Source organism: Aeromonas popoffii (assembly GCF_037818705.1).
In the GTDB taxonomy this organism is placed as follows: domain Bacteria; phylum Pseudomonadota; class Gammaproteobacteria; order Enterobacterales; family Aeromonadaceae; genus Aeromonas; species Aeromonas popoffii.
This window is the reverse complement of record NZ_CP149129.1, coordinates 339726-360987: the sequence shown is the minus strand read 5'-3', so window position 1 is coordinate 360987 and position 21262 is coordinate 339726. Positions and strand designations below refer to the sequence as shown.

Annotated in this window: 20 protein-coding genes; 13 read left to right on the top strand and 7 right to left on the bottom strand. The window is 62.2% G+C overall.

Going from position 1 to position 21262, the window contains the following annotated elements; genetic code table 11:
* The first annotated feature begins 127 nt into the window (after positions 1 to 127).
* From WJM78_RS01730 to malZ, 7 genes are all read left to right on the top strand, one after another.
* Entirely contained in the window at positions 128 to 982 is an 855-nt protein-coding gene (locus tag WJM78_RS01730) for a hypothetical protein (protein ID WP_339013026.1), read from the top strand.
* Between the two features lie 139 nt (positions 983 to 1121).
* Positions 1122 to 1613, top strand: a complete 492-nt coding sequence (locus WJM78_RS01725) for a CreA family protein (RefSeq protein WP_108537728.1) — start codon at positions 1122 to 1124, stop codon at positions 1611 to 1613.
* 77 nt (positions 1614 to 1690) lie between these two features.
* Complete coding sequence (locus tag WJM78_RS01720) at positions 1691 to 2680, top strand: 2-hydroxyacid dehydrogenase (protein ID WP_339013022.1); 990 nt, start codon at positions 1691 to 1693, stop codon at positions 2678 to 2680.
* A gap of 178 nt (positions 2681 to 2858) precedes the next feature.
* On the top strand, positions 2859 to 4220 hold the full coding sequence (yegD, locus tag WJM78_RS01715; protein ID WP_339013019.1) for a molecular chaperone: 1362 nt from the start codon (positions 2859 to 2861) through the stop codon (positions 4218 to 4220).
* A gap of 188 nt (positions 4221 to 4408) precedes the next feature.
* Positions 4409 to 4828, top strand: coding sequence for an META domain-containing protein (locus WJM78_RS01710; RefSeq protein ID WP_042035905.1), 420 nt, complete (start codon positions 4409 to 4411; stop codon positions 4826 to 4828).
* Between the two features lie 70 nt (positions 4829 to 4898).
* A complete protein-coding gene (locus WJM78_RS01705) occupies positions 4899 to 5747 on the top strand; it encodes an HDOD domain-containing protein (RefSeq protein WP_042035904.1) in 849 nt (282 codons plus the stop codon).
* Positions 5748 to 5752: 5 nt separating this feature from the next.
* The gene (malZ, locus tag WJM78_RS01700; RefSeq protein ID WP_339013015.1) at positions 5753 to 7582 is read left to right on the top strand and encodes a maltodextrin glucosidase; all 1830 of its coding nucleotides are present in this window, start codon (positions 5753 to 5755) and stop codon (positions 7580 to 7582) included.
* Between the two features lie 101 nt (positions 7583 to 7683).
* On the opposite strand, the gene WJM78_RS01695 is transcribed toward malZ, so the two are convergent.
* Entirely contained in the window at positions 7684 to 8217 is a 534-nt protein-coding gene (locus WJM78_RS01695; RefSeq protein WP_287146121.1) for an ATP--cob(I)alamin adenosyltransferase, read from the bottom strand.
* Between the two features lie 90 nt (positions 8218 to 8307).
* On the bottom strand, positions 8308 to 9450 hold the full coding sequence (locus WJM78_RS01690; protein ID WP_339013011.1) for a DUF5610 domain-containing protein: 1143 nt from the start codon (positions 9448 to 9450) through the stop codon (positions 8308 to 8310).
* Positions 9451 to 9621: 171 nt separating this feature from the next.
* Here WJM78_RS01690 and trmA point away from each other — a divergent pair, with 171 nt between their 5' ends.
* The 4 genes from trmA (at position 9622) to WJM78_RS01670 (ending at position 13228) form a co-directional block, all read left to right on the top strand.
* Entirely contained in the window at positions 9622 to 10782 is a 1161-nt protein-coding gene (gene trmA, locus WJM78_RS01685; protein WP_339013008.1) for a tRNA (uridine(54)-C5)-methyltransferase TrmA, read from the top strand.
* A gap of 137 nt (positions 10783 to 10919) precedes the next feature.
* Positions 10920 to 11630, top strand: a complete 711-nt coding sequence (gene rstA, locus WJM78_RS01680) for a two-component system response regulator RstA (RefSeq protein WP_339013005.1) — start codon at positions 10920 to 10922, stop codon at positions 11628 to 11630.
* A gap of 35 nt (positions 11631 to 11665) precedes the next feature.
* The gene (gene rstB, locus WJM78_RS01675) at positions 11666 to 12991 is read left to right on the top strand and encodes a two-component system sensor histidine kinase RstB (protein WP_339013002.1); all 1326 of its coding nucleotides are present in this window, start codon (positions 11666 to 11668) and stop codon (positions 12989 to 12991) included.
* A 54-nt stretch (positions 12992 to 13045) separates the two neighbouring features.
* Entirely contained in the window at positions 13046 to 13228 is a 183-nt protein-coding gene (locus tag WJM78_RS01670; protein ID WP_042035898.1) for a hypothetical protein, read from the top strand.
* Between the two features lie 79 nt (positions 13229 to 13307).
* On the opposite strand, the gene WJM78_RS01665 is transcribed toward WJM78_RS01670, so the two are convergent.
* From WJM78_RS01665 to rpmE, 3 genes are all read right to left on the bottom strand, one after another.
* Complete coding sequence (locus tag WJM78_RS01665) at positions 13308 to 14552, bottom strand: malic enzyme-like NAD(P)-binding protein (RefSeq protein ID WP_042035897.1); 1245 nt, start codon at positions 14550 to 14552, stop codon at positions 13308 to 13310.
* A 181-nt stretch (positions 14553 to 14733) separates the two neighbouring features.
* Complete coding sequence (locus WJM78_RS01660; RefSeq protein ID WP_339012997.1) at positions 14734 to 16167, bottom strand: DUF2867 domain-containing protein; 1434 nt, start codon at positions 16165 to 16167, stop codon at positions 14734 to 14736.
* A 116-nt stretch (positions 16168 to 16283) separates the two neighbouring features.
* Positions 16284 to 16499 (bottom strand): 50S ribosomal protein L31, encoded by a 216-nt coding sequence (gene rpmE / locus WJM78_RS01655; RefSeq protein ID WP_042035896.1) that lies wholly within the window; start codon positions 16497 to 16499, stop codon positions 16284 to 16286.
* Between the two features lie 147 nt (positions 16500 to 16646).
* On the opposite strand from rpmE, the gene priA reads away from it, so the two are divergent.
* Entirely contained in the window at positions 16647 to 18854 is a 2208-nt protein-coding gene (gene priA, locus WJM78_RS01650; RefSeq protein ID WP_339012993.1) for a primosomal protein N', read from the top strand.
* 6 nt (positions 18855 to 18860) lie between these two features.
* Here priA and WJM78_RS01645 read toward each other — a convergent pair whose 3' ends face one another.
* Positions 18861 to 19445, bottom strand: a complete 585-nt coding sequence (locus WJM78_RS01645; protein WP_339012991.1) for a helix-turn-helix domain-containing protein — start codon at positions 19443 to 19445, stop codon at positions 18861 to 18863.
* 78 nt (positions 19446 to 19523) lie between these two features.
* Here WJM78_RS01645 and WJM78_RS01640 point away from each other — a divergent pair, with 78 nt between their 5' ends.
* Positions 19524 to 19976, top strand: coding sequence for an HPP family protein (locus tag WJM78_RS01640; RefSeq protein WP_422388428.1), 453 nt, complete (start codon positions 19524 to 19526; stop codon positions 19974 to 19976).
* 48 nt (positions 19977 to 20024) lie between these two features.
* On the opposite strand, the gene ompA is transcribed toward WJM78_RS01640, so the two are convergent.
* The gene (gene ompA, locus WJM78_RS01635; protein ID WP_339012988.1) at positions 20025 to 21164 is read right to left on the bottom strand and encodes a porin OmpA; all 1140 of its coding nucleotides are present in this window, start codon (positions 21162 to 21164) and stop codon (positions 20025 to 20027) included.
* Positions 21165 to 21262 lie beyond the last annotated feature (98 nt).

Here is a 21262-nt window from a genome sequence, read left to right as displayed (position 1 = left end):
GAACCGGCGTTTATGTTGATAAATGCGGACCAAAAGCTGCACATGAGCCCTGATCACGGCGTCGCACAAGAGAGTGACAAGTTCTGTTAGACTCCGGGCAAGTCCGGAATCTACAGGAGAGCAGAGAGTGAAATGGTTCCTCAAACTGTGCTTGTGTCTGCCGTTGCTGGCACAAGCACAGACCCTCGCGGTCAAGGTCCCCAGCCGACCGATCAACGATCTCGACAAGGAATACCAGCTCAAGCTGCTGGAACTGGCGCTGACCCATGCCGGGCAGCCATTTCGCATCCAGCAGGTCGAACTCAACCTCAACCAGCACAGCCTGCAACAGCAGCTGAGCAAGGGCCAAACCATCAATGTGTTCTGGATGGGCACCTCCAGCGCACTCGAATCCTCCCTCATCGCCGTCCCCATACCGCTGTTTCGCGGTCTGGAAGGGCTACGCCTCTCCTTCATCCACGCCGATGCCCAGGAGAAGTTCAATCAGGTCAACTCGCTGACCGATCTCAAGCAACTGAAGGCGGCCCAGGGGATCGGCTGGGCCGACAACAAGATCCTGGAGAATGCCGGTATTCCGACCTACTCGGGACGCTACAGCAACCTGTTTCGCCTGACCAACGACGGCGACAAACTCGACTTCTTCCCGCGCAATCTGGTAGAAATCTTCGCCGAACGCAGCGAGCTGGCGGCGCAATATCCGAATCTGGTGATAGATCAGCACCTGCTGATCCGCTACCCCTTTGCCGAGTTCTTCTTCGTCAGCCCCGAGTATCCCAAGCTGGCCAAGGCGATCCAGACCGGGCTGGAACGTGCTTATGCCGATGGCAGCTTCATGACGTTCTTCCGTGAGAACCCCAAGATCCGTGAGGCCCTCGCCAGCGCCAATCTGAACCAGCGGGTCACCATTTCACTGCCCAATCCGGACATGACCCCCTTGCTCAGGAGCATTCCGGCCCAATATTGGGAATATCCACCCCAATAAGGGGATCCGGGGCTCAGCGTGGGGATGACCCAGCGCCATGACCTAGCTCGCGTAAAGAGACGCAGAGGCGATGGCAGTGCTGGCCAGCCTCTATCGTCGTCTGGGCATTCCCTACTGAGGGAGGCCAACAGGAGAGACCATGTCATACCGTCACACGCCCAGTAACAGATTCGGTCCTGCCCTGCCCCTGCTGCTGGGGGCACTACTCGCCGGCCCGGCCCTGGCCGACAAAGCCGATCCCATAGGTGAGGTAAGCACCGCCTTCAAGCTGGTGGGCCCCAACCACAAGATCCTGGTGGAAGCGTTCGATGACCCCCGCATCACGGGCGTCGCCTGCTATCTGGCTCGCCCCAAGACCGGGGGCGTCAAGGGCGGGCTGGGGCTGGCGGAAGACCCCTCCCACGCCTCTTTGTCGTGCCACCAGATTGGCCCCATCACACTGCCTGCCAAGCTGAAGGCGGGGGAAGAGGTGTTCGACGTCAGCACCTCGCTGGTGTTCAAAGAGCAGAAAGTGGTGCGCTTTTACGACGAAAAGCGCAATGCGCTGGTCTATCTGACCTACAGCACCAAACTGGTGAATGGTTCGTATAAAAGTGCAGTGAGCGCGGTTCCCATCATGCCATGGGGCTGAAAAACCACCATTTAACCCGTGATGACGCGCTTTATTTGTTGTAATTTAACTACATCATTATTTGCGGAGAGCCCACCATGAACGTCGCCGTTTTCAGTACCAAGAGCTACGACAAGGACCACTTCAATCAGGCCAACAGCCAGTACGGTTACGAGCTGGAGTTCTTCGACGTGCGGCTGGAGGCCAAGACAGCCCGGCTGGCCCACGGCTTCCCCGTGGTGTGCCTGTTCGTCAATGACGATGCCGATCGGGAGGTGCTGACCGAGCTGGCCGCCAACGGCACCAAGGTGATCGCGCTGCGCTGCGCAGGTTACAACAACGTGGATCTGGTCGCCGCCAAGGAGCTGGGGCTGAAAGTGGTACGCGTGCCTGCCTACTCCCCCGAAGCCGTCGCCGAACACGCGGTGGGGCTGATGATGACCCTCAACCGCCGCATCCATAAGGCCTATCAGCGCACCCGCGATGCCAACTTCTCGCTGGAAGGCCTGGTCGGCTTCAACATGCACGGCCGCACCGCCGGCATTATCGGCACCGGCAAGATCGGCATCGCCACCCTGCGTATCCTCAAGGGCTTCGGCATGCGGCTGCTGGTGAGTGACCCCTACCCGAGTCAGGCGGCCATCGAGCTGGGGGCCGAATACGTGGATCTCGACACCCTGTTCCGCCAGTCCGACGTCATCAGCCTGCACTGCCCGCTGTTCAAGGAGAACTATCACCTGCTGAACAAGGAGGCGTTCGCCAAGATGAAGGACGGTGTGATGATCATCAACACCAGCCGGGGTGGCCTGCTCGACTCCAATGCCGCCATCGAGGCACTCAAGACCGCCCGCATCGGCGCGCTGGGGCTGGACGTCTACGAAGAGGAAGAGGATCTCTTCTTCTCCGACAAGTCCAACGAGGTGATCACCGATGATGTGTTCCGCCGCCTGTCGGCCTGCCACAACGTGCTGTTCACCGGTCATCAGGCCTTCCTGACCCGCGAGGCGCTGCACGCCATCGCCGATACCACCCTCGGCAACCTCAAGGCCATCGAGCGCCAGGGCCGCAGCGACAACGAGGTGGAGTAATCCTCTCGCCCCCGCAGTCATGAGCAACAGAGGGAGCTACTCCCTCTGTTTTCCACACCAACATGCTCTTCGTCATACAATTCTCCCCTGCAGCCGCAATAACCATGGCGCCGGGTTGTGAGACCTGACGCCATCGGGTAGGCTACCAGCCCTTTTTTATTCAGGAGTCTGGCTGCCCATGTTTATCGGATTTGATTACGGTACCTCCAACTGTGCCGTCGCCGTGATGGAACAAGGCAGCCCCAGGCTGCTGACCCTGTGCGGTTCCCACTATCTCCCCTCCACCCTGCATGCGCCCCACAGAGATGCCATCGCAGGTCTCCTGGCCGAAGGGCTGGCCCCGGCCCAGCAGGCAGAATACCTCAAGCTGCGCGGCCCCGTGGTCGCCCGGGCCCAGGCGGTGCGCCGCCAGATGCGGGAAGAGGGGCTGATCGACGAGCTGAGCTTCGGTGCCGCGGCGCTGGAGCGCTATCTGGAGGAACCGGACGATGGCTACTACATCAAGTCGCCGAAATCCTTCCTCGGCGCCTACGGCCTCAAGGCCCCCCAGATCGCGCTGTTCGAGGACATCGTCTGCGCCATGATGCTGCACGTGCGCCGCGAGGCGGAGCAGCAGCTCGGCACTCAGGTGCGCCGCGCCGTGATCGGTCGTCCAGTCAACTTCCAGGGGCTGGCCGGGGAGGAAAGCAACAGCCAGGCCATCGCTATCCTCACCGAGGCGGCCCGTCTGGCCGGGTTCGAACAGGTGGAGTTCCTCTATGAACCCGTGGCGGCCGGTTTCGAGTTCGAGGCACGGCTGGACGAAGACGCCATCGTGCTGGTGGTGGATATCGGCGGCGGCACCACAGACTGCTCCATGCTGCGCATGGGCCCGAGCCATCGCGACCAGCTGGATCGCAGCGGCGATCTGCTCGGCCACAGCGGCCAGCGCATCGGCGGCAACGACTTCGACATCCGGCTGACGGTGGAAGGCATGATGCCGCTGCTCGGCATGCACGAGACCCTCAAGACCGGCAAGCCACTGCCCCACCCGCTGTTCTGGGATGCGGCCGCCATCAACGACGTCAGTGCCCAGGGCCGCTTCTACAGCCTGGATACCGCCCGTCAGCTGCAGGATCTGCAGCTCGACAGCCAGCCAGGCAGCAAGCTGGGTCGCCTTGCCAATCTGCGGGCCCACAAGCTGAGCCACCAGCTGGTGTGGCGCGCCGAGCAGGGCAAGATCGCCCTCTCGGAGCAGGCATCGAGTCATCAGTCTCTGAGCGAGCTGGAGAAGGGACTGGAGGCTGAACTCAATCGCGAGCAGCTGGCCAACGCCTCGGCCCTGCTGCTGGAGAAGATTGGCGAGCTGATGGAGCAAGCCATTGCCGCCGCGGGTGTGCAGCCCGACCGTATCTTCGTCACCGGCGGCAGTGCCCGCTCGCCGCTCATCGCCGCCTACATTCGTCAGAAGTTGCCCACGATTCCGCTTGAAGGTGGCGATGACTTCGGTTCGGTGGCGGCAGGGCTTGCCCGTTACGCCGAGCGTCTGTTCAACCGCTGATGCAAAGCGCTCAGGGTTACGGTCGCCTTGTTGGCATCGAACAAATCCCGCCGACCAACAAGTGTTGCTATTTAACGACACAGGGCTGACCAGCAGGGCGACAGAAGTGGTCGGGGGCCGCCCCCCTCGCCCTGCCCCGAGGGCGGTGCAGGAGGTATGCTTGTCGCCCCCACTATTGGAGCCCTTCCATGCCCAGATTCTTGCTACTGTTGCTCGCCCTGATCCTGCTCAGCGCCTGCAGCAGTACTCCCTCGTTCGTCCAGCAAGAGTTACAGCATCATCACTGGGTGCTCGACAAGCTGGATGGCCAGGCCATCACTGCCTCACGAGACAACCCGCCCGATTTCGAGATAGGTGAGCACTTCACCGTCAACGGTATCGCCGGTTGCAATCGCTACTTTGGCCAGGGGCACCTCGAGGGCGACAGATTCTGGGTCACCAGCCTGGGCAGCACAGAGATGGCCTGTCAGGCACAGCTCGACGCCATAGAACAGGCCGTCATCACCACCCTGACCGAAGGGGTCACCCTGAGCGGCACTACCCAGACCCTGGTCCTGGAAGGGAAACGGCACCGTTTGGAATACCAGCTGCAAGACTGGGTGCGCTGACGCTCACAAACCGGTACCACAAACAGGAACATGTGCCCCGCCTGTGGCACAATGTGAGGCAGTGTTCGCAATGGAGGCTGTCTCAGCCATGTCGATGGATCGTCTGTTTGGCAAGATCAAACAACTCCCCACTATCCCGCAGCTGCTGCATGAGTTGATGCAGAGCTTCAACGATGAAAACGCCCGCATCGACCAGATCGCGGCCAAGATCGCCATGGACCAGGTGATCAGCGTCAAGGTGCTGCGAATGGCCAACTCGGCCGCCCTGCGCCGCGGCAATGAGGTCACCTCCATCGAACAGGCGGTGATCCGCCTCGGTTTCAACCGGCTGCGCTCCGTGGTGGTCGCCTCCGGCATCATCAGCAGCTTCAAGGCGCCCCCCAGCTTCGACAAGAACAAGTTCTGGACCGAGACCTTCCAGGTCGCCACCATAGCCCGGACCCTGGCCCAAGAGGCCAAGGTGCTCGATCCCGAGACCGCCTTCACCTGTGCGCTGATCCACAACATAGGTGAGCTGCTCATCCAGAGTACCTTGCCGGAAGAGGCCGAGATCATCAACATGGCGATCCAGAAAGGCAGCAGTCGGGTCGAGGCTCAGCGGGAGATGCTGGGCTACGACTATGCCCAGCTCGGTGCCGAGCTGGCGCGGCGCTGGAACCTGTCGGAGTCCTTCGTCAACGCCATCTCACAGCAGCTGGAGCCCCTCTCCCACGATCCGGTCAGCAAGGAGGCGGTGCTGATCCGGCTCGCCGTCTTCATCTCCTTCGCCTGGAATGCGGGTGTGCCAGCCCAGACCATCATTGCCCGCTTCCCCAAGCCGCTCGCCGATCAGCTGGGGCTGGATCCCGTGTCATTGGCAGGCCAGCTCGAAACACTTCACGAACAGGGTAATGCCCTCGCCGACCTTCTGACTCAATAAGCATCATGACCCATCCATTTCTGTTTCACCCCCAGGTGGCGCCCTGGTTCAAAGAGAGCGCCAACACCCTGCAACTCACCCTGTTCAGCGCGCTGGATACCCCCATTCGGGAGGTGTGGCTGCGCCACGAGCCAGACAACGAGGAGTACCTGGTGGCCATGACGCCAGTCTCCACCCGGGACAGGTTGCAGGTATGGCAGGCGACCCTGCCGCTGGTCAAAGGACAGGATATCCACCTTTACTGTTTCAAGTGCCTGACCGACGAGGAACAGTGGTGGCTGCACGGTGCGGGTGTCAGCCCGGCCATACCGCCGCGCGAGCAACATTTTCGCTTCAACAGCCTGCATCAACCCCCGGCCTGGGTGCAGGATCAGGTGTTCTACCAGATCTTCCCCGACCGCTTCTGCAACGGCGATCCCTCGTTGAGCGTCAAGCATCACGAATACGAGTACAGAGGCAAGGCGGTCATCAGCAAGGCGTGGGGTGAGCCGGTCAGCCGTCACGAAGAGGGGCATGGCGCCTGTGAATTTTACGGCGGGGATCTGGCGGGCATCGATGCCAAGCTGCACTACCTGCAATCTCTCGGGGTCACAGCCCTCTACCTAAACCCCATCTTCGATTCGCCGAGCAACCACAAGTACGATACCCAGGACTACTTCAAGGTGGACACCCACCTCGGCAGCAACGAGCAGTTCGCCGAGCTGACCCGCAACCTGCACCAGCGCGGCATGAAGGTCATCCTGGATGCCGTGGTGAACCACACCTCGACCCAGCACCCCTGGTTCTGCCCGCCGCTGGGGGCCCAGCGCAACCCGGATTCGCCGTGGCGCAGCTTCTACACCTTTGACAACGAAGGGGACTATGTCAGCTGGAAGGGCATTCGCAGCCTGCCCAAACTCGACTTTGCCAGCGAACAGGTGCAGGACGCCATCTATCGCGCCGATGACGCCATCCTGCGCTATTGGATGCGTGCCCCCTACCAGATCGATGGCTGGCGCTTCGATGTGATCCACATGCTGGGGGAGCGTGGCACGGCCGAGGGCAATCGCGGCCATGTGCGCGCCATTCGCGGCGCCGTGAAGCAGGAGAACCCGGATGCCTATGTGCTCGGTGAGCACTTCTGCGAGGCGAGCCAGTGGCTGCAAGGAGATCAGGAGGATGGCGCCATGAATTACTATGGCTTCGCCCACCCGATCCGCGCCTTTCTGACGGGGCAGGACATCGCCTATCACCCCATCAAGATCAGCGCCGAGGAGCTGGATCGCTGGCTCAAGCTGGCACGGGCCCACATCCCGTTCAAGAACCAGCTGGCCCAGTTCAACCTGCTGGACAGCCACGATACCGCCCGCTTCCTCCACCTGCTGGGCGAAGACAAGCAGCGCATGGCCCTGGCCGCCACCCTGCTGCTCACCTATATCGGCGTACCCTCCATCTACTACGGTGACGAGGTGGGGCTCTCGGGTGGCAACGACCCGGACTGCCGTCGCTGCTTCCCCTGGGAAACCACGGCCTGGGATCACGTGTTGCACGACCACTACCGCCGGTTGATCCAGATACGCCGCCAGCGCCCCTCCCTGCGCCGTGGTGACATTCAGACCCTCTATGCAGGCCCGCACAGCTATGTGTTCGCCCGCACCCTGCAAAGCGATCAGGTGGTGGTTGCCTGCAACCGTCATCCGACCGAGCCGCGCACCATCAGCCTGCCACTGTGGCAGACCGCCAGCCCGGCCAGCCGCTTCACAGACGCCTTCAACGGTGAGAAGTTCGAAGTGGTGCAGGGTGAAGTACAGCTCACCATCCCGGCCAACTCGGCCAGAGTGCTGCTCTCCAGCTGAGTGCGCTGCTGGCGCGCTGAAAATCAACACCGGAGCGCAAGGCTCCGGTTTTTTTTATGCAGGGCAATCAGCTAGCAACTGTCTTGCGATAAGCCTGCCCGTCAGTAATTGATGCTGACGTAGGGCACTTCTTCCACCTGCCACAGCTGCTTGAGGTAGACGGTCAGCACGAAGAAGAAGTTGGCCAGCAGGTTGGCGAAGCGATAGAGGATGGGATCAAAGCGGACACCGCTCTCCTCGAGGCGCACCAGCAGACGAACCACCTTCTTGCTGCCGCAGCGGCACAGGTGCAGGGTGGGAATGGGCTGGGGCCCCTGGGGCAGCACGAAACCCGTAACCCGGCCACGGCTCGCCTCGTTGTAGTGGTCATACCGTGTTTTCAGCCACGCCAGATCCTCTTCAAAAATACCGAGCTTGCCCCGTACCGAGCCGTTGAGGTTGTAGATAAGCCGCTGCAGGGCCCCCAGGTCGGCCACCACCTCCCGGGTCCCCTCTGCCAGTGGCAACTGGGCGAGCACGGCCCCCACCTGACAGCAAAGCTCGTCGGTGGCGATCTCGTAATCACACTGGAACTGGGTTTCGAAGATGAAGGGGTAGCAGAGCTCGCGCTTGTCTCTGGGCTTCTTGGGGTTCATAAGGTCGCCGGATTGGGAAAAGAGCCAGTTTGCCAGCCCCCGGGGGAGCTGGCAAACGGCAGGTCATGGCTTGCGTTGCAGGCTGGCGGCTCAGACGCGCTTGCTGGTGGGCTCGGTCGCAGGCTGGAACTGGCCTATCATTCGCAGCGCCTCCAGCATCCGCTGGTTGAAGCTGGTAAAGCTGTTGGCCTGGGCCGGTTCGCTCTGGCCGCGGGCCGCCAGCACCGCAGGAGTCAGTGCCTGCTGCTGCGATTTCGGCAGCAGGGCATCCGCCTGTTGCTGCACCTGATCGAGCTTGGGCAGATAGTCCGCCAGCGGCTTGAGGAGATCCTGCAACGAGCTGGCCCCCTGGTAGGTCTGGCTCAGCTTGACGCTCTGCTTGAGCTTGAGGGAGTAGGAGGCCAGCTGGCTGTCATCCAGCTTCAGCTCGCCCGCCTTCTTCAGCAGATCCTCGAAGTTGCCGGAGAAGAAATTGCCCGCCAGATCGTCGATCCCCTTGACCAGCTTGCCGATGGAGTCCATCTCCTCGCTGCTGAGATCCCCTTCCAGCGAGAAGCTGAAGCTCTGGCTCGACTTGAGGCTGAACTGGCTGCCGCTGTCGTCTTTATGTGACTTGAGCTGCCAATTGTCATTGAAGCGCAGCACTACCTTGTCGCCATCCTTGGTCTGGATCTCCAGCGATCCCTGCTGGCGACTGGCCATTTCGGCCTGCCCCATGTCGGTGGAAGAGACCTTGCCAAAGAACTCTTTCTCGAACTGATCGAGCCCCTTCTGGATCAGCTTGTAGCTCTGATCTATGCCCGTCTTGATGTCTTCGTTATCGGTAGCCCAGTCACCCAACTGCTTGCGGGCATCACCAAAGCCCTTGTCCACTCCTTTGCGGGCCTGCTCCATCATTCTGGTCAGGTCGTCGTCGGATTTGCCATCGGCCCGCGCGGCGCCAAGCCGCCCGGTGATGAACTGCAACACGTTGTCCGCCACCGACTGGAAGTCGAACAGTGTCTCCGGCGTTATCTCCTCGGGCTCTTTTGCCTTCGGAGCCTGATAACCCTGGCCATTGATCTCCAGCGCAAACTGCAACGCCTGCTGCACCAGCACCTGCGCCCATTTGGGCGGCTTGTGCAGGGAGACCTCCTCTGCGCTGCGGGTCTGCTTCTCTTGTGCCTGTTGGGGTGCCTTGGGCGAAACGCCCACCCCCTTGGTTTGGGCTGAGCCCACGCCATCGATTTGCATAATGTGTCCTCCCACCATGCCTGTAGATCAGGTATCGGCCTGACTGAACACTTCTTGACCACAAAATACTGGACAATCTGCAACGGCCTTTTAAAATCCACACCCTTTGGGTGGCCCGTTGCCTTCCCCCGATTTCGACCCGGCCCGGCCGGCGTGCATGTGAGGTAAATCATGACCCAATCCCAGCGGACTCCCGCCGATGCTCAACCCCAGCGGGCTGTCGCCAATTCTCAGGCCCTGCGGACCCCCGCCGACTATCAGGCCCAGCTCGATGAGAAGAGCGAGCGACTCACCCAGCTGTTTACCGGGTTCAATCCGCCTTCACTGGAGGTGCATGCCTCCCCCGCCGAGCATTACCGGATGCGCGCCGAATTTCGCATCTGGCACGAGGGGGATGACCTCTTCCACTGCATGTATGCACCGGCCACCAAGGAGATCATCCGGGTCGATCACTTCCCCACCGCCAGCCTTCTGATCAACCAGCTGATGCCGCTGCTGCTGGCAGGGCTGCGCCCGCACCCCGTGCTGCGCCACAAGCTGTTCCAGATCGATTACCTCTCCACCCAATCCGGTCAGCTCTGCGTCAGCTTGCTCTATCACCGCAAGCTGGAAGCCGAGTGGCAGCAAGCCGCCGAGACGCTGCAAGCCGCTCTGCGTGCTCAGGGGTTCGACCTGCGGCTGATTGGCCGCGCCCACAAACAGAAGATCTGCCTGGGTGAGGAGTTTGTCATCGAGCGGCTGACAGTGCAGGGCCGTGAGCTCGTCTACAAGCAGGTGGAGAACAGCTTCACCCAGCCCAACGCGGCCATCAATGAGCAGATGCTGGGCTGGGCGCTGGATGTGACCAGGGGGAGCGAAGGCGACTTGCTGGAGCTCTACTGCGGCAATGGCAACTTCTCCATCGCGCTGGCCCAGAATTTTCGCAAGGTACTGGCCACCGAGATCGCCAAGCCGAGCGTCGACTCAGCCCAGTTCAACATCGCCGCCAACGGCATCGACAACCTGATCATACTGCGCATGTCGGCCGAGGAGTTCACCATGGCGATGCGCGGCGAGCGGGAGTTCAACCGCCTCAAGGGGGTCGATCTCAAGAGTTACCAGTGCAACACCATCTTCGTCGACCCGCCCCGCGCCGGTCTCGACGATGCCACCGTCAAACTGGTGCAGGAGTACGACAACATCCTCTACATCTCCTGCAACCCGGAGACACTGCAAGCCAACATGCAGCTGCTTGGCGAGACCCACGAGATCGCCCGCCTCGCCCTGTTTGACCAGTTCCCCTGGACTCATCACATGGAAGCCGGGGTCTACTTGAAGCGCAAGGCTGGCTGATTCGGCGGGTCTCCACGACCAGCATGACAACAGGGCCCAAGGGCCCTGTTTGATTAGTTATCCCTGTGCATGCCGGGCCGGGAGCCATTATGCTGGCGGCACGCGCATCCGCGCCACAGCCTGGGTGTCATGCCACAATGCAACGCATTCTTTTTGTTGAAGATGATCCCGAAATAGGCCAGCTCATCAGCAGCTGGCTTGCCCGCCACGACATAGAGGTGCTGCTGGAGCCCAGAGGCGACATGGCACTTGCCAGAATCGAAGCCGAGCAACCAGACCTGGTGCTGCTCGACATAATGTTGCCAGGGCAGGATGGTCTCTCCCTGTGCCGGGATCTGCGCCCGCGCTTCAAGGGCCCCATCGTCATGCTCACCTCCCTCGACAGCGACATGAACCAGATCCTGAGTCTGGAGCTGGGTGCCAACGACTACATCCTCAAGACAACGCCACCCCCTGTGCTGCTGGCTCGGCTGCGGGTCCAGTTTCGCCAGCAGGGGCAGGCACCGCAAACAGCCTTGGCCAGTACGCCGCCCCAGCGCCTGCAGTTCGGCCGCTTGCAGATCGACGGGCCGGGTCGGGATGTGCGCCTCGATGGCGACAGCATCCCCCTCTCCACCGCTGACTTCGACCTCTTGTGGGAACTGGCCTGCCATGCGGGCCAGATCCTGGGACGGGAGGCGCTGTTTCGCAACCTGCGTGGCCGCGACTACGACGGTCAGGACCGCAGTATGGATGTGGCCATCTCCCGCCTGCGCCGCAAGCTGGGAGATGACAGCAACAACCCGACCCGCATCAAGACGGTGCGCCAGAAGGGTTATCTGCTGGTGCCCCAGGCCTGGGAATCATAGGGCCATCCGCCTCTGACCACGGGAGAGCACACCCAATGCGCCGTCTGTTTATCCAGTTCTACCTGCTGCTGATCGGCTGTTTCACCCTGGCCATACTGCTGGTCGGTTTTGTCTATCAGGTCAGTGCCGAGCGGGCGGGCGACCGCTATCTGGAGCGGATGATGCAAGGCTCCCTCGGCCTGCTCACCGGCGAACTGGCCCGCCTGCCGCCGGAACACTGGCCCGCGCGCATGGGGGAGCAGAGCCGCCAGCTCACCCTGCCGCTGCATATCGGCGCCCTCGCCAACCAGCCGCTGGCCAAGGAGGATCAGGCCTTTCTCGAGGCAGGAAACATAGTCATCGTCGAGGGGGATGACACCTTCCTGCAGCGCATCACGGGCACCGATCAGGTGCTGATCGTCGGCCCCGTGCCCTATCTCTCCTATCTGCACGAGCTGCACTGGGTCGATGTGGGGCTACTGCTGGCCATCGGTCTCTCCCTCGGTCTGCCCCTACTGCTCTGGCTGCGCCCGCACTGGCGTGGTCTGCAACGGCTCGAACAAACCGCCCGCCGGGTTGGTGACGGGGATCTCTCCAGCCGCACCGGCCTGCCCGCAGGCAGCAGCCTGGGCCGGGTGGGTCGCACCTTCGATCAGATGACGGAACAGCTGCAAGCCATGCTGGCCACTCGCAAACAGCTGACCGATGCCATCGCCCACGAGCTGCGCACCCCGCTGGTCAGGCTGCGCTACCGGCTCGCCATGCTGGATCCGCAACCATCGGCAACGGAACAACAGGGGCTGGAACGCGATCTGGGGGCACTGGACGCCCTCATCGAGGAGATGCTCACCTACGCCAGGCTGGATCGCCCCGAGCTGCCGCTGCAATACAGCGAACTGGAGCTGACCAGCTGGGCCGGCAGCCGCCTCCCGGACTGGCAAGCGCTGCGGCCACAAACCCGGCTCGAATTCAGTCGTCCCGCCCATCCCCTGCGCTGGCACGGCGATCCCCGCCTGCTGGACCGGGCGCTGGAGAACCTCATCGGCAACGCCCTGCGCCACGCCACCAGCCGGGTGACCCTCGCCATGAGCCAGCAACAGGATCACTATCTGCTGGAGGTGGTCGATGACGGCCCCGGCATAGATCCGGCGCTGGCGCCCCAGATCTTCGAACCCTTCATGCGCCTGGATCAGAGCCGGGATCGCCGCACCGGCGGCGCTGGCCTCGGCCTCGCCATCGTGCGCAGCATAGCGCGCCACCACGGCGGTGAGGTGCAGCTGCTGCCCAGCGCGGTCGGCGCCCGCTTCTGCCTGACGCTACCTGTACATTTGGATACAAACCGTCACCAGCCACTCACTGAAGCGCCAGCGGAACGGCCTTAGGATGACGTCATGGAGCAACGCTCCATGTCATCAACCCGAATGAGGAACTGGAATATGAACAAGCTGATCCCCCTGAGCCTGGCCGCAGTCTTCGCCCTGACCTCCGGCTTCACCATGGCCGCCACCCCCACCAAGGCCGCCGCCCCCGAGGCGACCCCGACCAAGGTGGTGAAAAAGCATCACAATGCCACTCATGCCAAAGCACCGGCCGTCCAGGTCGCCCCCAAGACCAAATAACGACATATCAAGCTTCCTGTAACAAAAAGGGGCCCAATCATGGGGCCCCTTTTGTCGTGGTCGGTATAGCGCCGACGACTTATTCCAGCATGTAGTCTGCCGGCAGCGCGATGCGCGCCACGCCGGAGGCTACCGCCGCCAGCGCCACGGCGCGGGCCACCCGTGGCAGCAGGCGGGCATCCATCGGCTTGGGAATGACGTAATCCTTGCCGAAGGAAAGCTCGCTCACCCCGGCTGCGGTCAGCACCTCGGCCGGCACCGGCTCCTTCACCAGACCGCGGATCGCCTCCACCGCCGCTATCTTCATGGCATCGTTGATGCGGCTGGCGCGGGCGTCCAGCGCGCCACGGAAGATGAAGGGGAAGCAGAGCACGTTGTTGATCTGGTTCGGATAATCCGAACGGCCCGTGCCCATGATGAGATCATCGCGCACTGCGTGGGCCAGGGACGGCTTGATCTCCGGGTCCGGGTTGGAGCAGGCGAAGATCACCGGGCGCGGCGCCATCAGGGCAACCGCTTCGGCGGGCAGCACATCCGGGCCGGAGACACCGACAAACACATCCGCCCCTTCAATGACATCCATCAGGGTGCGCAGCGGGGTGTCGTTGGCGAAGCGCTGCTTGTACTGGTTCAGATCGCTGCGGCCTGTGTGGATCACCCCCTGGCGGTCGAGCATGAAGATGTTGTGTGGCGCGGCACCGCACTTGATCAGCAAGTCCATGCAGGCGGTGGCTGCAGCCCCGGCACCCATGCAGACGATGCGACTCTGTTCGATGCGCTTGCCCTGCACTTCCAGCGCATTGAGCAGACCGGCAGCGGTGACGATGGCGGTACCGTGCTGGTCATCGTGGAACACCGGGATGTCGCAACGGGCGATCAGCGCCTCTTCGATCTCAAAGCACTCTGGCGCCTTGATGTCTTCCAGGTTGATGCCACCGAAGGTGTCGGCGATGGCCGCAACCGTGTCGATGAACTGCGCACTGGTCTCGTGCTTCACCTCTATGTCGATGGCATCTATGCCGGCGAAGCGCTTGAACAGCAGGGCCTTGCCCTCCATCACCGGCTTGGACGCCAGCGGGCCCAGATTGCCCAGTCCCAGGATGGCGGTACCGTTGGAGATGACGGCCACCAGGTTGCCCTTGCCGGTATAGCGGTAGGCATCGGCCGGATTGGCGGCAATCTCGCGCACCGGCTCGGCCACACCCGGGCTGTAGGCCAGTGCCAGATCGTGAGCTGTCTCGGCGGGCTTGGTGAGGGCGATGGCAATTTTGCCCGGCACAGGCTGGGCATGGTAATCGAGTGCTTGTTGACGAAGATCGGACATGGGGGACCCCGATACGGAAGTGAATAGAGTGGTGCATGGGCTCGCCAGCGGGCGAGGGCTGGGGATCATAAAGAAAACCATCGCGCTTTCACAGAGGAAAGTATCGTTTTGCCGCCACTGACAAGCCAGTAATTAGCATGTCACACCAATCACCAATACCCATTTAGTTATAGATATGGTTTCACTCCGTCACAGGGATGCCCGCTTTCAGCTCTGCCTGTCTGGCGATGGCCTCCGTCATCCCCTGGAAGATGAAGAGATGGAATGGCAGCATGGCGAGCCAGTAGGCCAGCCCCCAGGCGCCCTGAGGATGCCAGTGGGCCGTCACCTTGATGCGGGTCAGGCCGGACTCCTCCGGCAGTATGTTGAACGCCAGCCGCCCCACTCCCGGGGCCTTCATGTTGAACAGCAGATCCAGTCTGCGTCCCTCGTCGACCCCGAGGATCTGCCAGGAATCCAGCATGTCCCCCTTCACGAAGCGATCCGGGTTAGTGCGGCCACGGGTGCGGGCCGGGCCACCGATCAGGTGATCCATCCACTCCCGCACCACCCACAGCTCGTTCATGTAGAAGTAACGCTGCTCGCCCCCCAGCTGCTGCAACACCTGCCACACCACCTCGGGAGCGGCAAGACAGATGGCCTCCCCGCTGGCAGTGCGGTCATAAAACCCGTACTCGGGATGGCGCCAGCGCAGCCCCAGCGGCGTCTCCAGCCCCTGCTGCTCGGCCCCCAGTTTCTGCTCCAGCGCCAGGCTCTCCCCGAGCGCCTCGTCGAAGCTGAGCAGGGTTTGTGGCAGCAGGGCCCGCAGCGGGCCGTCATCGGCCGGGATGTCGTGCTTGAGGCCGCCCACCAGCGCCTTGGCGACGGGTTGCGGCACAGAGGTGACAAATTGCAGCCACCAGGCGGAGAGCCGCGGGCTCAGAAACGGGATGGGGATGATGGGGCAGCGCTTGCCGATATGGGCGGCGAACTTCTGCAACTGCTGCTGATAGCTGAGCAGCTCGGGGCCAACGGCGTTGAGCACCTGACCATCCACCCCCTCGACCTCCACCAGCCCGCCCAGATAGTACAGCAGGTTGGAGAGCGCTATGGGCGGTGTGCGAGAGCGTACCCACTTGGGCGTGACCATCATGGGCAGGTTGAACACCAGATCCCGCATCACCTCGAAGGCGGCCGAGCCCGGCCCTACGATGATGCCGGAGCGCAGCTCCACCGTCGGCACGCCGGAGTCACGAAACAGCTCGCCACAATGGCGGCGGGAGTTGAGATGACGGCTATTGCAACGCTCGGGCTGGATGGCCCCCAAATAGATAATGCGGCGCACCCCGGCGGCGCGGGCGGCGGCGGCGAAGTTCTTCACCCCCTGCTGCTCCAGCCGGTGAAAGTCGGCGCCAGCCCCCATGGCGTGCACCAGATAGAAGACGGTGTCTATGCCCGTCAGCGCGGGCAGCAGTGTGATGGGCTTGAGGCTGTCGGCGAGGCGAAACTCCACACCCGGCGGCAGACGACAAGGGCGACGAGCCCCGGCGATCACCTGATAACCCAGCCCTTGCAGGTGGGGCACCAGGTAAGACCCTATATACCCCGCAGCTCCCATCACCAGACATGTGCGCATCTGTTCTTCTCCCATGATTGAGCCAACACCATAGGGCAAACCGCTTCAATACAAAACGCCAACCAATAAAAAAGGCGCCCGATGGGCGCCTTTTTCAGAATTCTTCAGAAGCAAGATTACTTCTTGGCAGTCAAGCCACCGAAACGCTTGTTGAACTTGTCTACGCGGCCGCCGCTAGAAACTTCTTTCTGCTTGCCGGTATAGAACGGGTGGCATGCAGAGCACACGTCCAGGTTCAGATCTTTACCCAGGGTAGAGAAAGTGTTGATCACATTACCGCAGGAGCACTTGCAGGTGATGGCTACGTAGTTAGGATGAATACCAGCTTTCATGGACAACCTCAATTATCAGGCCGTGTCGCTATCCGATCTTCTGTCGGACACCACACGATTGTTGAACACAGTTTCAAAGGCTGCGAATAATATAGGAAATGCCTGAGATCAGGCAAGTGGCTTCGCAGAAAAAATAGGCAATCCCTGGTGAATTCTTCCCAAACGCTGGATCTGGTTCGTGTGGCTGTGCCGGTACCGTTACGCCGTCACTTCGACTATCTCTCTCCCTTGCCCCTGCCTGAGCCCGGCTGTCGGGTCGAGATCCCTTTCGGTCCCCAGACCCTGGTCGGGTTGGTGGTGGAGCATCCGACCGACAACCTGGTGCCCCGCAACAAGCTCAAGCCCATCAAGCGAGTGCTTGATAACTCCCCCGTGCTGGGGCCGGACATACTGGCGCTGATGGCCTGGAGCGCAAACTACTACCAGCATCCGCTAGGGGAGGTGCTGCCTCACGCCCTGCCGGTGCTGGTGCGCAAGGGGGAGCCCGCCGCCTACCGGGAGCTGGAGTTCTGGTTTGCCACCGAGGCCGGCATGGCGATCGATCTCAATGAGCTCAAGCGGGCCGCCAAGCAGCAACAGGCCCTCGCCTTGCTGCGCAAGGGGCCGCAGACGCCGTCAGCCCTCAAGCAGGAAGAGATCCAGAGCGCGGCGCTCACGGCGCTGGAGAAGAAGGGGCTGTTGGAGAAGCGTTCGCTGGAGCCGAGCCATGACGGCGACTGGGCGACGTCTTTTGACGCGGGAGAGGGGCTGCGACTCAACGGCGAGCAGGCGCTGGCGGTATCCGCCATCACCAGCCAGAGCAACCAGTTCGGCGCCTTCCTGCTCGATGGTATCACCGGCTCCGGCAAGACAGAGGTGTACCTGAGCATTCTCGAGCCCCTGCTCAGGGCGGGCAAGCAGGCGCTGGTGATGGTGCCGGAGATCGGCCTCACCCCCCAGACCATCAACCGCTTCCGTCGCCGCTTCAAGGTGCCCGTGGTGGCGATGAACTCGGCCATGAACGATCGGGAGCGGCTTGACGCCTGGCTCGCCTGCCGCGATGGCGGCGCCGCCATCCTGATCGGCACTCGCTCCGCCGTCTTCACCCCGTTCAAGAACCTCGGCATCATCATCATCGACGAGGAGCACGACGGATCCTTCAAGCAGCAGGACGGTTTTCGCTACCACGCCCGAGATCTGGCGGTGATGCGGGCCCATCGCGCCGGTATCCCCATACTGCTCGGCTCGGCCACCCCCTCGCTGGAGACGCTGCACAATGCCCGCAGTGGCAAGTATCACCACCTCAGCCTGACGCGGCGCGCCGGCAACGCCCAGACCGCCCGCCAGGTGATCCTGGACATCAAGAGCGTGCGGCTGCAGGCCGGGCTCTCCCCCCAGCTGGAGCAGCTGATGGCGGAGCACCTGGCGGCAGGCAATCAGGTAATGCTGTTTCTCAACCGGCGCGGCTATGCCCCGTCCCTTATCTGCCACCAGTGTGGCTGGAGCGCCGCCTGCGAGCGCTGTGACGCCTGGTACACCTGGCATCAGGCAGGGCGTCGCCTGCACTGCCACCACTGCGACAGCGTGCGCCCGCTGCCCCACAGCTGCCCCGAGTGCGGCAGCAACGAGCTGATCGGCTCGGGAGTGGGTACCGAGCAGCTGGAACAGCTGCTCACCACGGTTTTCCCGCACTACCCCGTGGTGCGCATCGATCGGGACAACACTCGCCGCAAGGGGGAGCTGGAAACTCACCTCGGCGACATCAAGGCGGGCAAGTACAAGATCCTGATCGGCACCCAGATGCTGGCCAAGGGGCACCACTTTCCGGATGTAACCCTGGTGGGCCTGCTGGATGTGGATGGCGCTCTGTTTTCCGCCGATTTTCGCGCCGCCGAGAAGTTGGCCCAGCTCTACACCCAGGTGGCGGGCCGCGCCGGTCGCGCCAGCAAGCCAGGGCTGGTGGTGCTGCAGAGTCATCATCCGGAGCACGCCCTGTTGCAGGATCTGACCCAGAACGGTTACGGTCACTTTGCCGACACGGCGCTGAAAGAGCGTCGCCTGCTGGGGTTGCCGCCATTTAGCTATCAAAGCTTGTTCCGTGCTGAGGCCACGGGGCGCGACGAGGTGCAGTTGTTCCTTACCCGCCTCGCCGATACCCTGCGCAGCGCCCGCTATCCCCATCTGCAGGTGCTGGGGCCCATCAGTGGCTTTATGGAGCGCAAGGCGGGCAAGTTCCGCATGCAGTTGCTGGTGCAGGGGCCGAACCGGGCACCGCTGGCCCAGCTGCTGGATTGGGCGGTGAAGGAGCTGGAGGGCTGGCCGGAGACCAAGAAGGTGCGCTGGAGTCTGGATATAGACCCCACCGAGCTGAACTGAGCCAGTTCACCTGCCGCTCAGGCGCTGGCGGCAACTCGCCAGCAGTGGTGACTCGCCATCGGCACATAACACGGCCAGGGCCAGTGATCTGGCCTGCTCCAGCGCCAGCGGCTGCTGATAGCTGTGAGCCATCACCACAGCCCCCTCCAGCAGCAGGCAGATCCCGGTGGCTTGCAAGAGGCTGCACCCGAGTTGCTCCCTGACCCAGTTCAGCAGCACCTGCTTGTGTGCCACCACCAGCTTGCGGACCGGATGACGCGAGTCGGCAAACTCGGCGCTGGCATTGATGAAGTTGCAACCATAGAAGTCGCTGCGGCCAAACCACTCCCCGAATCCGTCGAACAGGGCGTGCAACCGACTCTCCCTCCCCTCCAGACCTGCCAGCTTCCCCGCGAGCAGGGCGAAGAACTCCTGCTCGCGGGAGAGCAGTACAGCCTCGATCAAGGCATCCTTGGTGGGAAAATGGCGGTAGAGGGTTCGCTTGGTGCTACCCGCCTCCGCCCAGATGCGATCTATGCCGGTTGCGTGAAAACCATGACGATTGAACAGACGATAGGCGGTTTCCATCAGCTGCTGCCGTTTTTCACTCACGTCATTTTCCCCTTGAAGTACACCGATCTGTCTACCTAATGTGCCTAATCACGTCAGACAAACCAAGAGGGAAACGTGATGACAAAATGGCATGACCCGTTATGGGCAGGAGTGGGCGCGGCACTGGCGATCGGGGTGTTGGGCTGGCTGAACATCAGCTGGCACACTGTCCTGATCATGGCGCCCTTCGGAGCAAGCTGCGTGCTGCTGTTTTCACTGCCCGCCAGCCCGCTGGCCCGCCCGAACAATGTGCTCGGAGGCCACCTGCTGACAGCCACGGTCGGCTTGCTGGTACAGTCGCTCCCCTTGCCGCTGGAGCTGCAACTGGCATTGGGAGTGGGTCTGGCCATCACCTTGATGCACCGAATAGCGCTCATACACCCTCCCGCCGGTGCCAACCCCCTGCTGGTACTGATGACGGGACAGGAGTGGCCCTTCCTGTGGCAAACCGTGCTGCCCGGTGCCCTGCTCCTGATCCTGCTGAGTCACGGCTTTCAGCGGTTGAGGCAGTGGCAACTCAAGGCCATATAAACAACAAGGGAGGCCGTGCCTCCCTTGTTGTGATTCACACCAGTACAGTTACTTGGCGGCCAGGGAGACACCTTCCAGCCGCACCTCCACCCGACGATCCGGTGCCAGACAGGCGATCAGCTCAGATCTGGAGTTGCTGGTGCAGTTGTTGCCGGTCACGGGGTAGGACTTGCCACGCCCCTCGACCCGCACCCTGTCGGCAACCAGTCCCCGGGCGATCAGGTAGTCGGCCACGCTGCGGGCACGCTGCTCCGACAGGGTCTGGTTGTGGGCATGGGAACCTAGGCGGTCGGTATGCCCGATCACAGTCGCCTCACCATCCTTGGGATTGGCGGCAACTATCTGGCTGAACAGGGTATCGAGCGCCTGACGGGCAGCCGGCTTCAGGGTGGCCTTGTTGAACTCGAACAGCACGTCCGAGCTAAGGCTGAACTGCCGGGTGACGACCACGGCAGCAGGAGCCGGCGCCACGGCGGGCGCCGGTGCCGGGGCCACCACATCCCTCCCATGCTGACCGAAGCGGTAGAGCATGCCGACGGAGAGCAGACCGTTATCCATCTCAATGCCGGAGCGATCGAGGGAGGTATCCCCCAGCGGCGTTGTGTACTGATATTCGATGCGGGCGGCCCAATCACGCTCAATCGCGTACTCAACGCCCAGCGCCCCCACAAATGCGGCCCCGTGATACTTGTGTCCCTTGTTCTCGAATGAGAGATCATTGGCTGGATTGGCGGAGTCTTTGTTCCATCCGGAATACGCGCTCTCAGTCCAAGCGTAAGCCCCCCCCAACCGGCCATAAACATCCAGATCCGAGGTGGCCGGGAGGCTGATTTTCATGGTGGCCTGCACCATCTGCGCCTTGGCTTCGCCATTCAGCCCGGCTGACACGGTGCCCTGTGATACCGTCTTGTCCAGCTTGTACTTGCCAAGCCAGTCATAACCCAGCTCGAAACCCAGGTTGGGGTTAAGCTGATAGCCGACAAACGCCCCCAGGCCAAGATCGCTGTGCGTCTTGTCTGGTTCAACAAGGTCGACGACGGCTTTGACCTGCTCGTTGTAATCCACACCGTAAAAGTTGGACCAACCGGCCTTGCCGCCGGCATACCAGGTGTTGTCCTGGGCGGCTGCCTGCACGGCCCCCGTCGTAAGCAGGCCGCAGACCAGCACGGCAAGTATCGATTTATTCATGGTGAAAGCCTCTGCAATGAGTCGTTATGCGCTTATCTTCCCTGATGGGGCAAATACGGCACCGTTCGTCAGGTTATCCCATCTATCGCCGGCCTCAA

Bases quoted from the DNA above. Each gene is read 5' to 3' on its own strand.
- WJM78_RS01725 (WP_108537728.1), top strand. From the start codon at position 1,122: ATGTCATACCGTCACACGCCCAGTAACAGATTCGGTCCTGCCCTGCCC.
- WJM78_RS01720 (WP_339013022.1), top strand. From the start codon at position 1,691: ATGAACGTCGCCGTTTTCAGTACCAAGAGCTACGACAAGGACCACTTC.
- yegD (WP_339013019.1), top strand. From the start codon at position 2,859: ATGTTTATCGGATTTGATTACGGTACCTCCAACTGTGCCGTCGCCGTG.
- WJM78_RS01710 (WP_042035905.1), top strand. From the start codon at position 4,409: ATGCCCAGATTCTTGCTACTGTTGCTCGCCCTGATCCTGCTCAGCGCC.
- WJM78_RS01705 (WP_042035904.1), top strand. From the start codon at position 4,899: ATGGAGGCTGTCTCAGCCATGTCGATGGATCGTCTGTTTGGCAAGATC.
- malZ (WP_339013015.1), top strand. From the start codon at position 5,753: ATGACCCATCCATTTCTGTTTCACCCCCAGGTGGCGCCCTGGTTCAAA.
- WJM78_RS01695 (WP_287146121.1), bottom strand. From the start codon at position 8,217: ATGAACCCCAAGAAGCCCAGAGACAAGCGCGAGCTCTGCTACCCCTTC.
- WJM78_RS01690 (WP_339013011.1), bottom strand. From the start codon at position 9,450: ATGCAAATCGATGGCGTGGGCTCAGCCCAAACCAAGGGGGTGGGCGTT.
- trmA (WP_339013008.1), top strand. From the start codon at position 9,622: ATGACCCAATCCCAGCGGACTCCCGCCGATGCTCAACCCCAGCGGGCT.
- rstA (WP_339013005.1), top strand. From the start codon at position 10,920: ATGCAACGCATTCTTTTTGTTGAAGATGATCCCGAAATAGGCCAGCTC.
- rstB (WP_339013002.1), top strand. From the start codon at position 11,666: ATGCGCCGTCTGTTTATCCAGTTCTACCTGCTGCTGATCGGCTGTTTC.
- WJM78_RS01670 (WP_042035898.1), top strand. From the start codon at position 13,046: ATGAACAAGCTGATCCCCCTGAGCCTGGCCGCAGTCTTCGCCCTGACC.
- WJM78_RS01665 (WP_042035897.1), bottom strand. From the start codon at position 14,552: ATGTCCGATCTTCGTCAACAAGCACTCGATTACCATGCCCAGCCTGTG.
- WJM78_RS01660 (WP_339012997.1), bottom strand. From the start codon at position 16,167: ATGCGCACATGTCTGGTGATGGGAGCTGCGGGGTATATAGGGTCTTAC.
- rpmE (WP_042035896.1), bottom strand. From the start codon at position 16,499: ATGAAAGCTGGTATTCATCCTAACTACGTAGCCATCACCTGCAAGTGC.
- WJM78_RS01640 (WP_422388428.1), top strand. From the start codon at position 19,524: ATGACAAAATGGCATGACCCGTTATGGGCAGGAGTGGGCGCGGCACTG.
- ompA (WP_339012988.1), bottom strand. From the start codon at position 21,164: ATGAATAAATCGATACTTGCCGTGCTGGTCTGCGGCCTGCTTACGACG.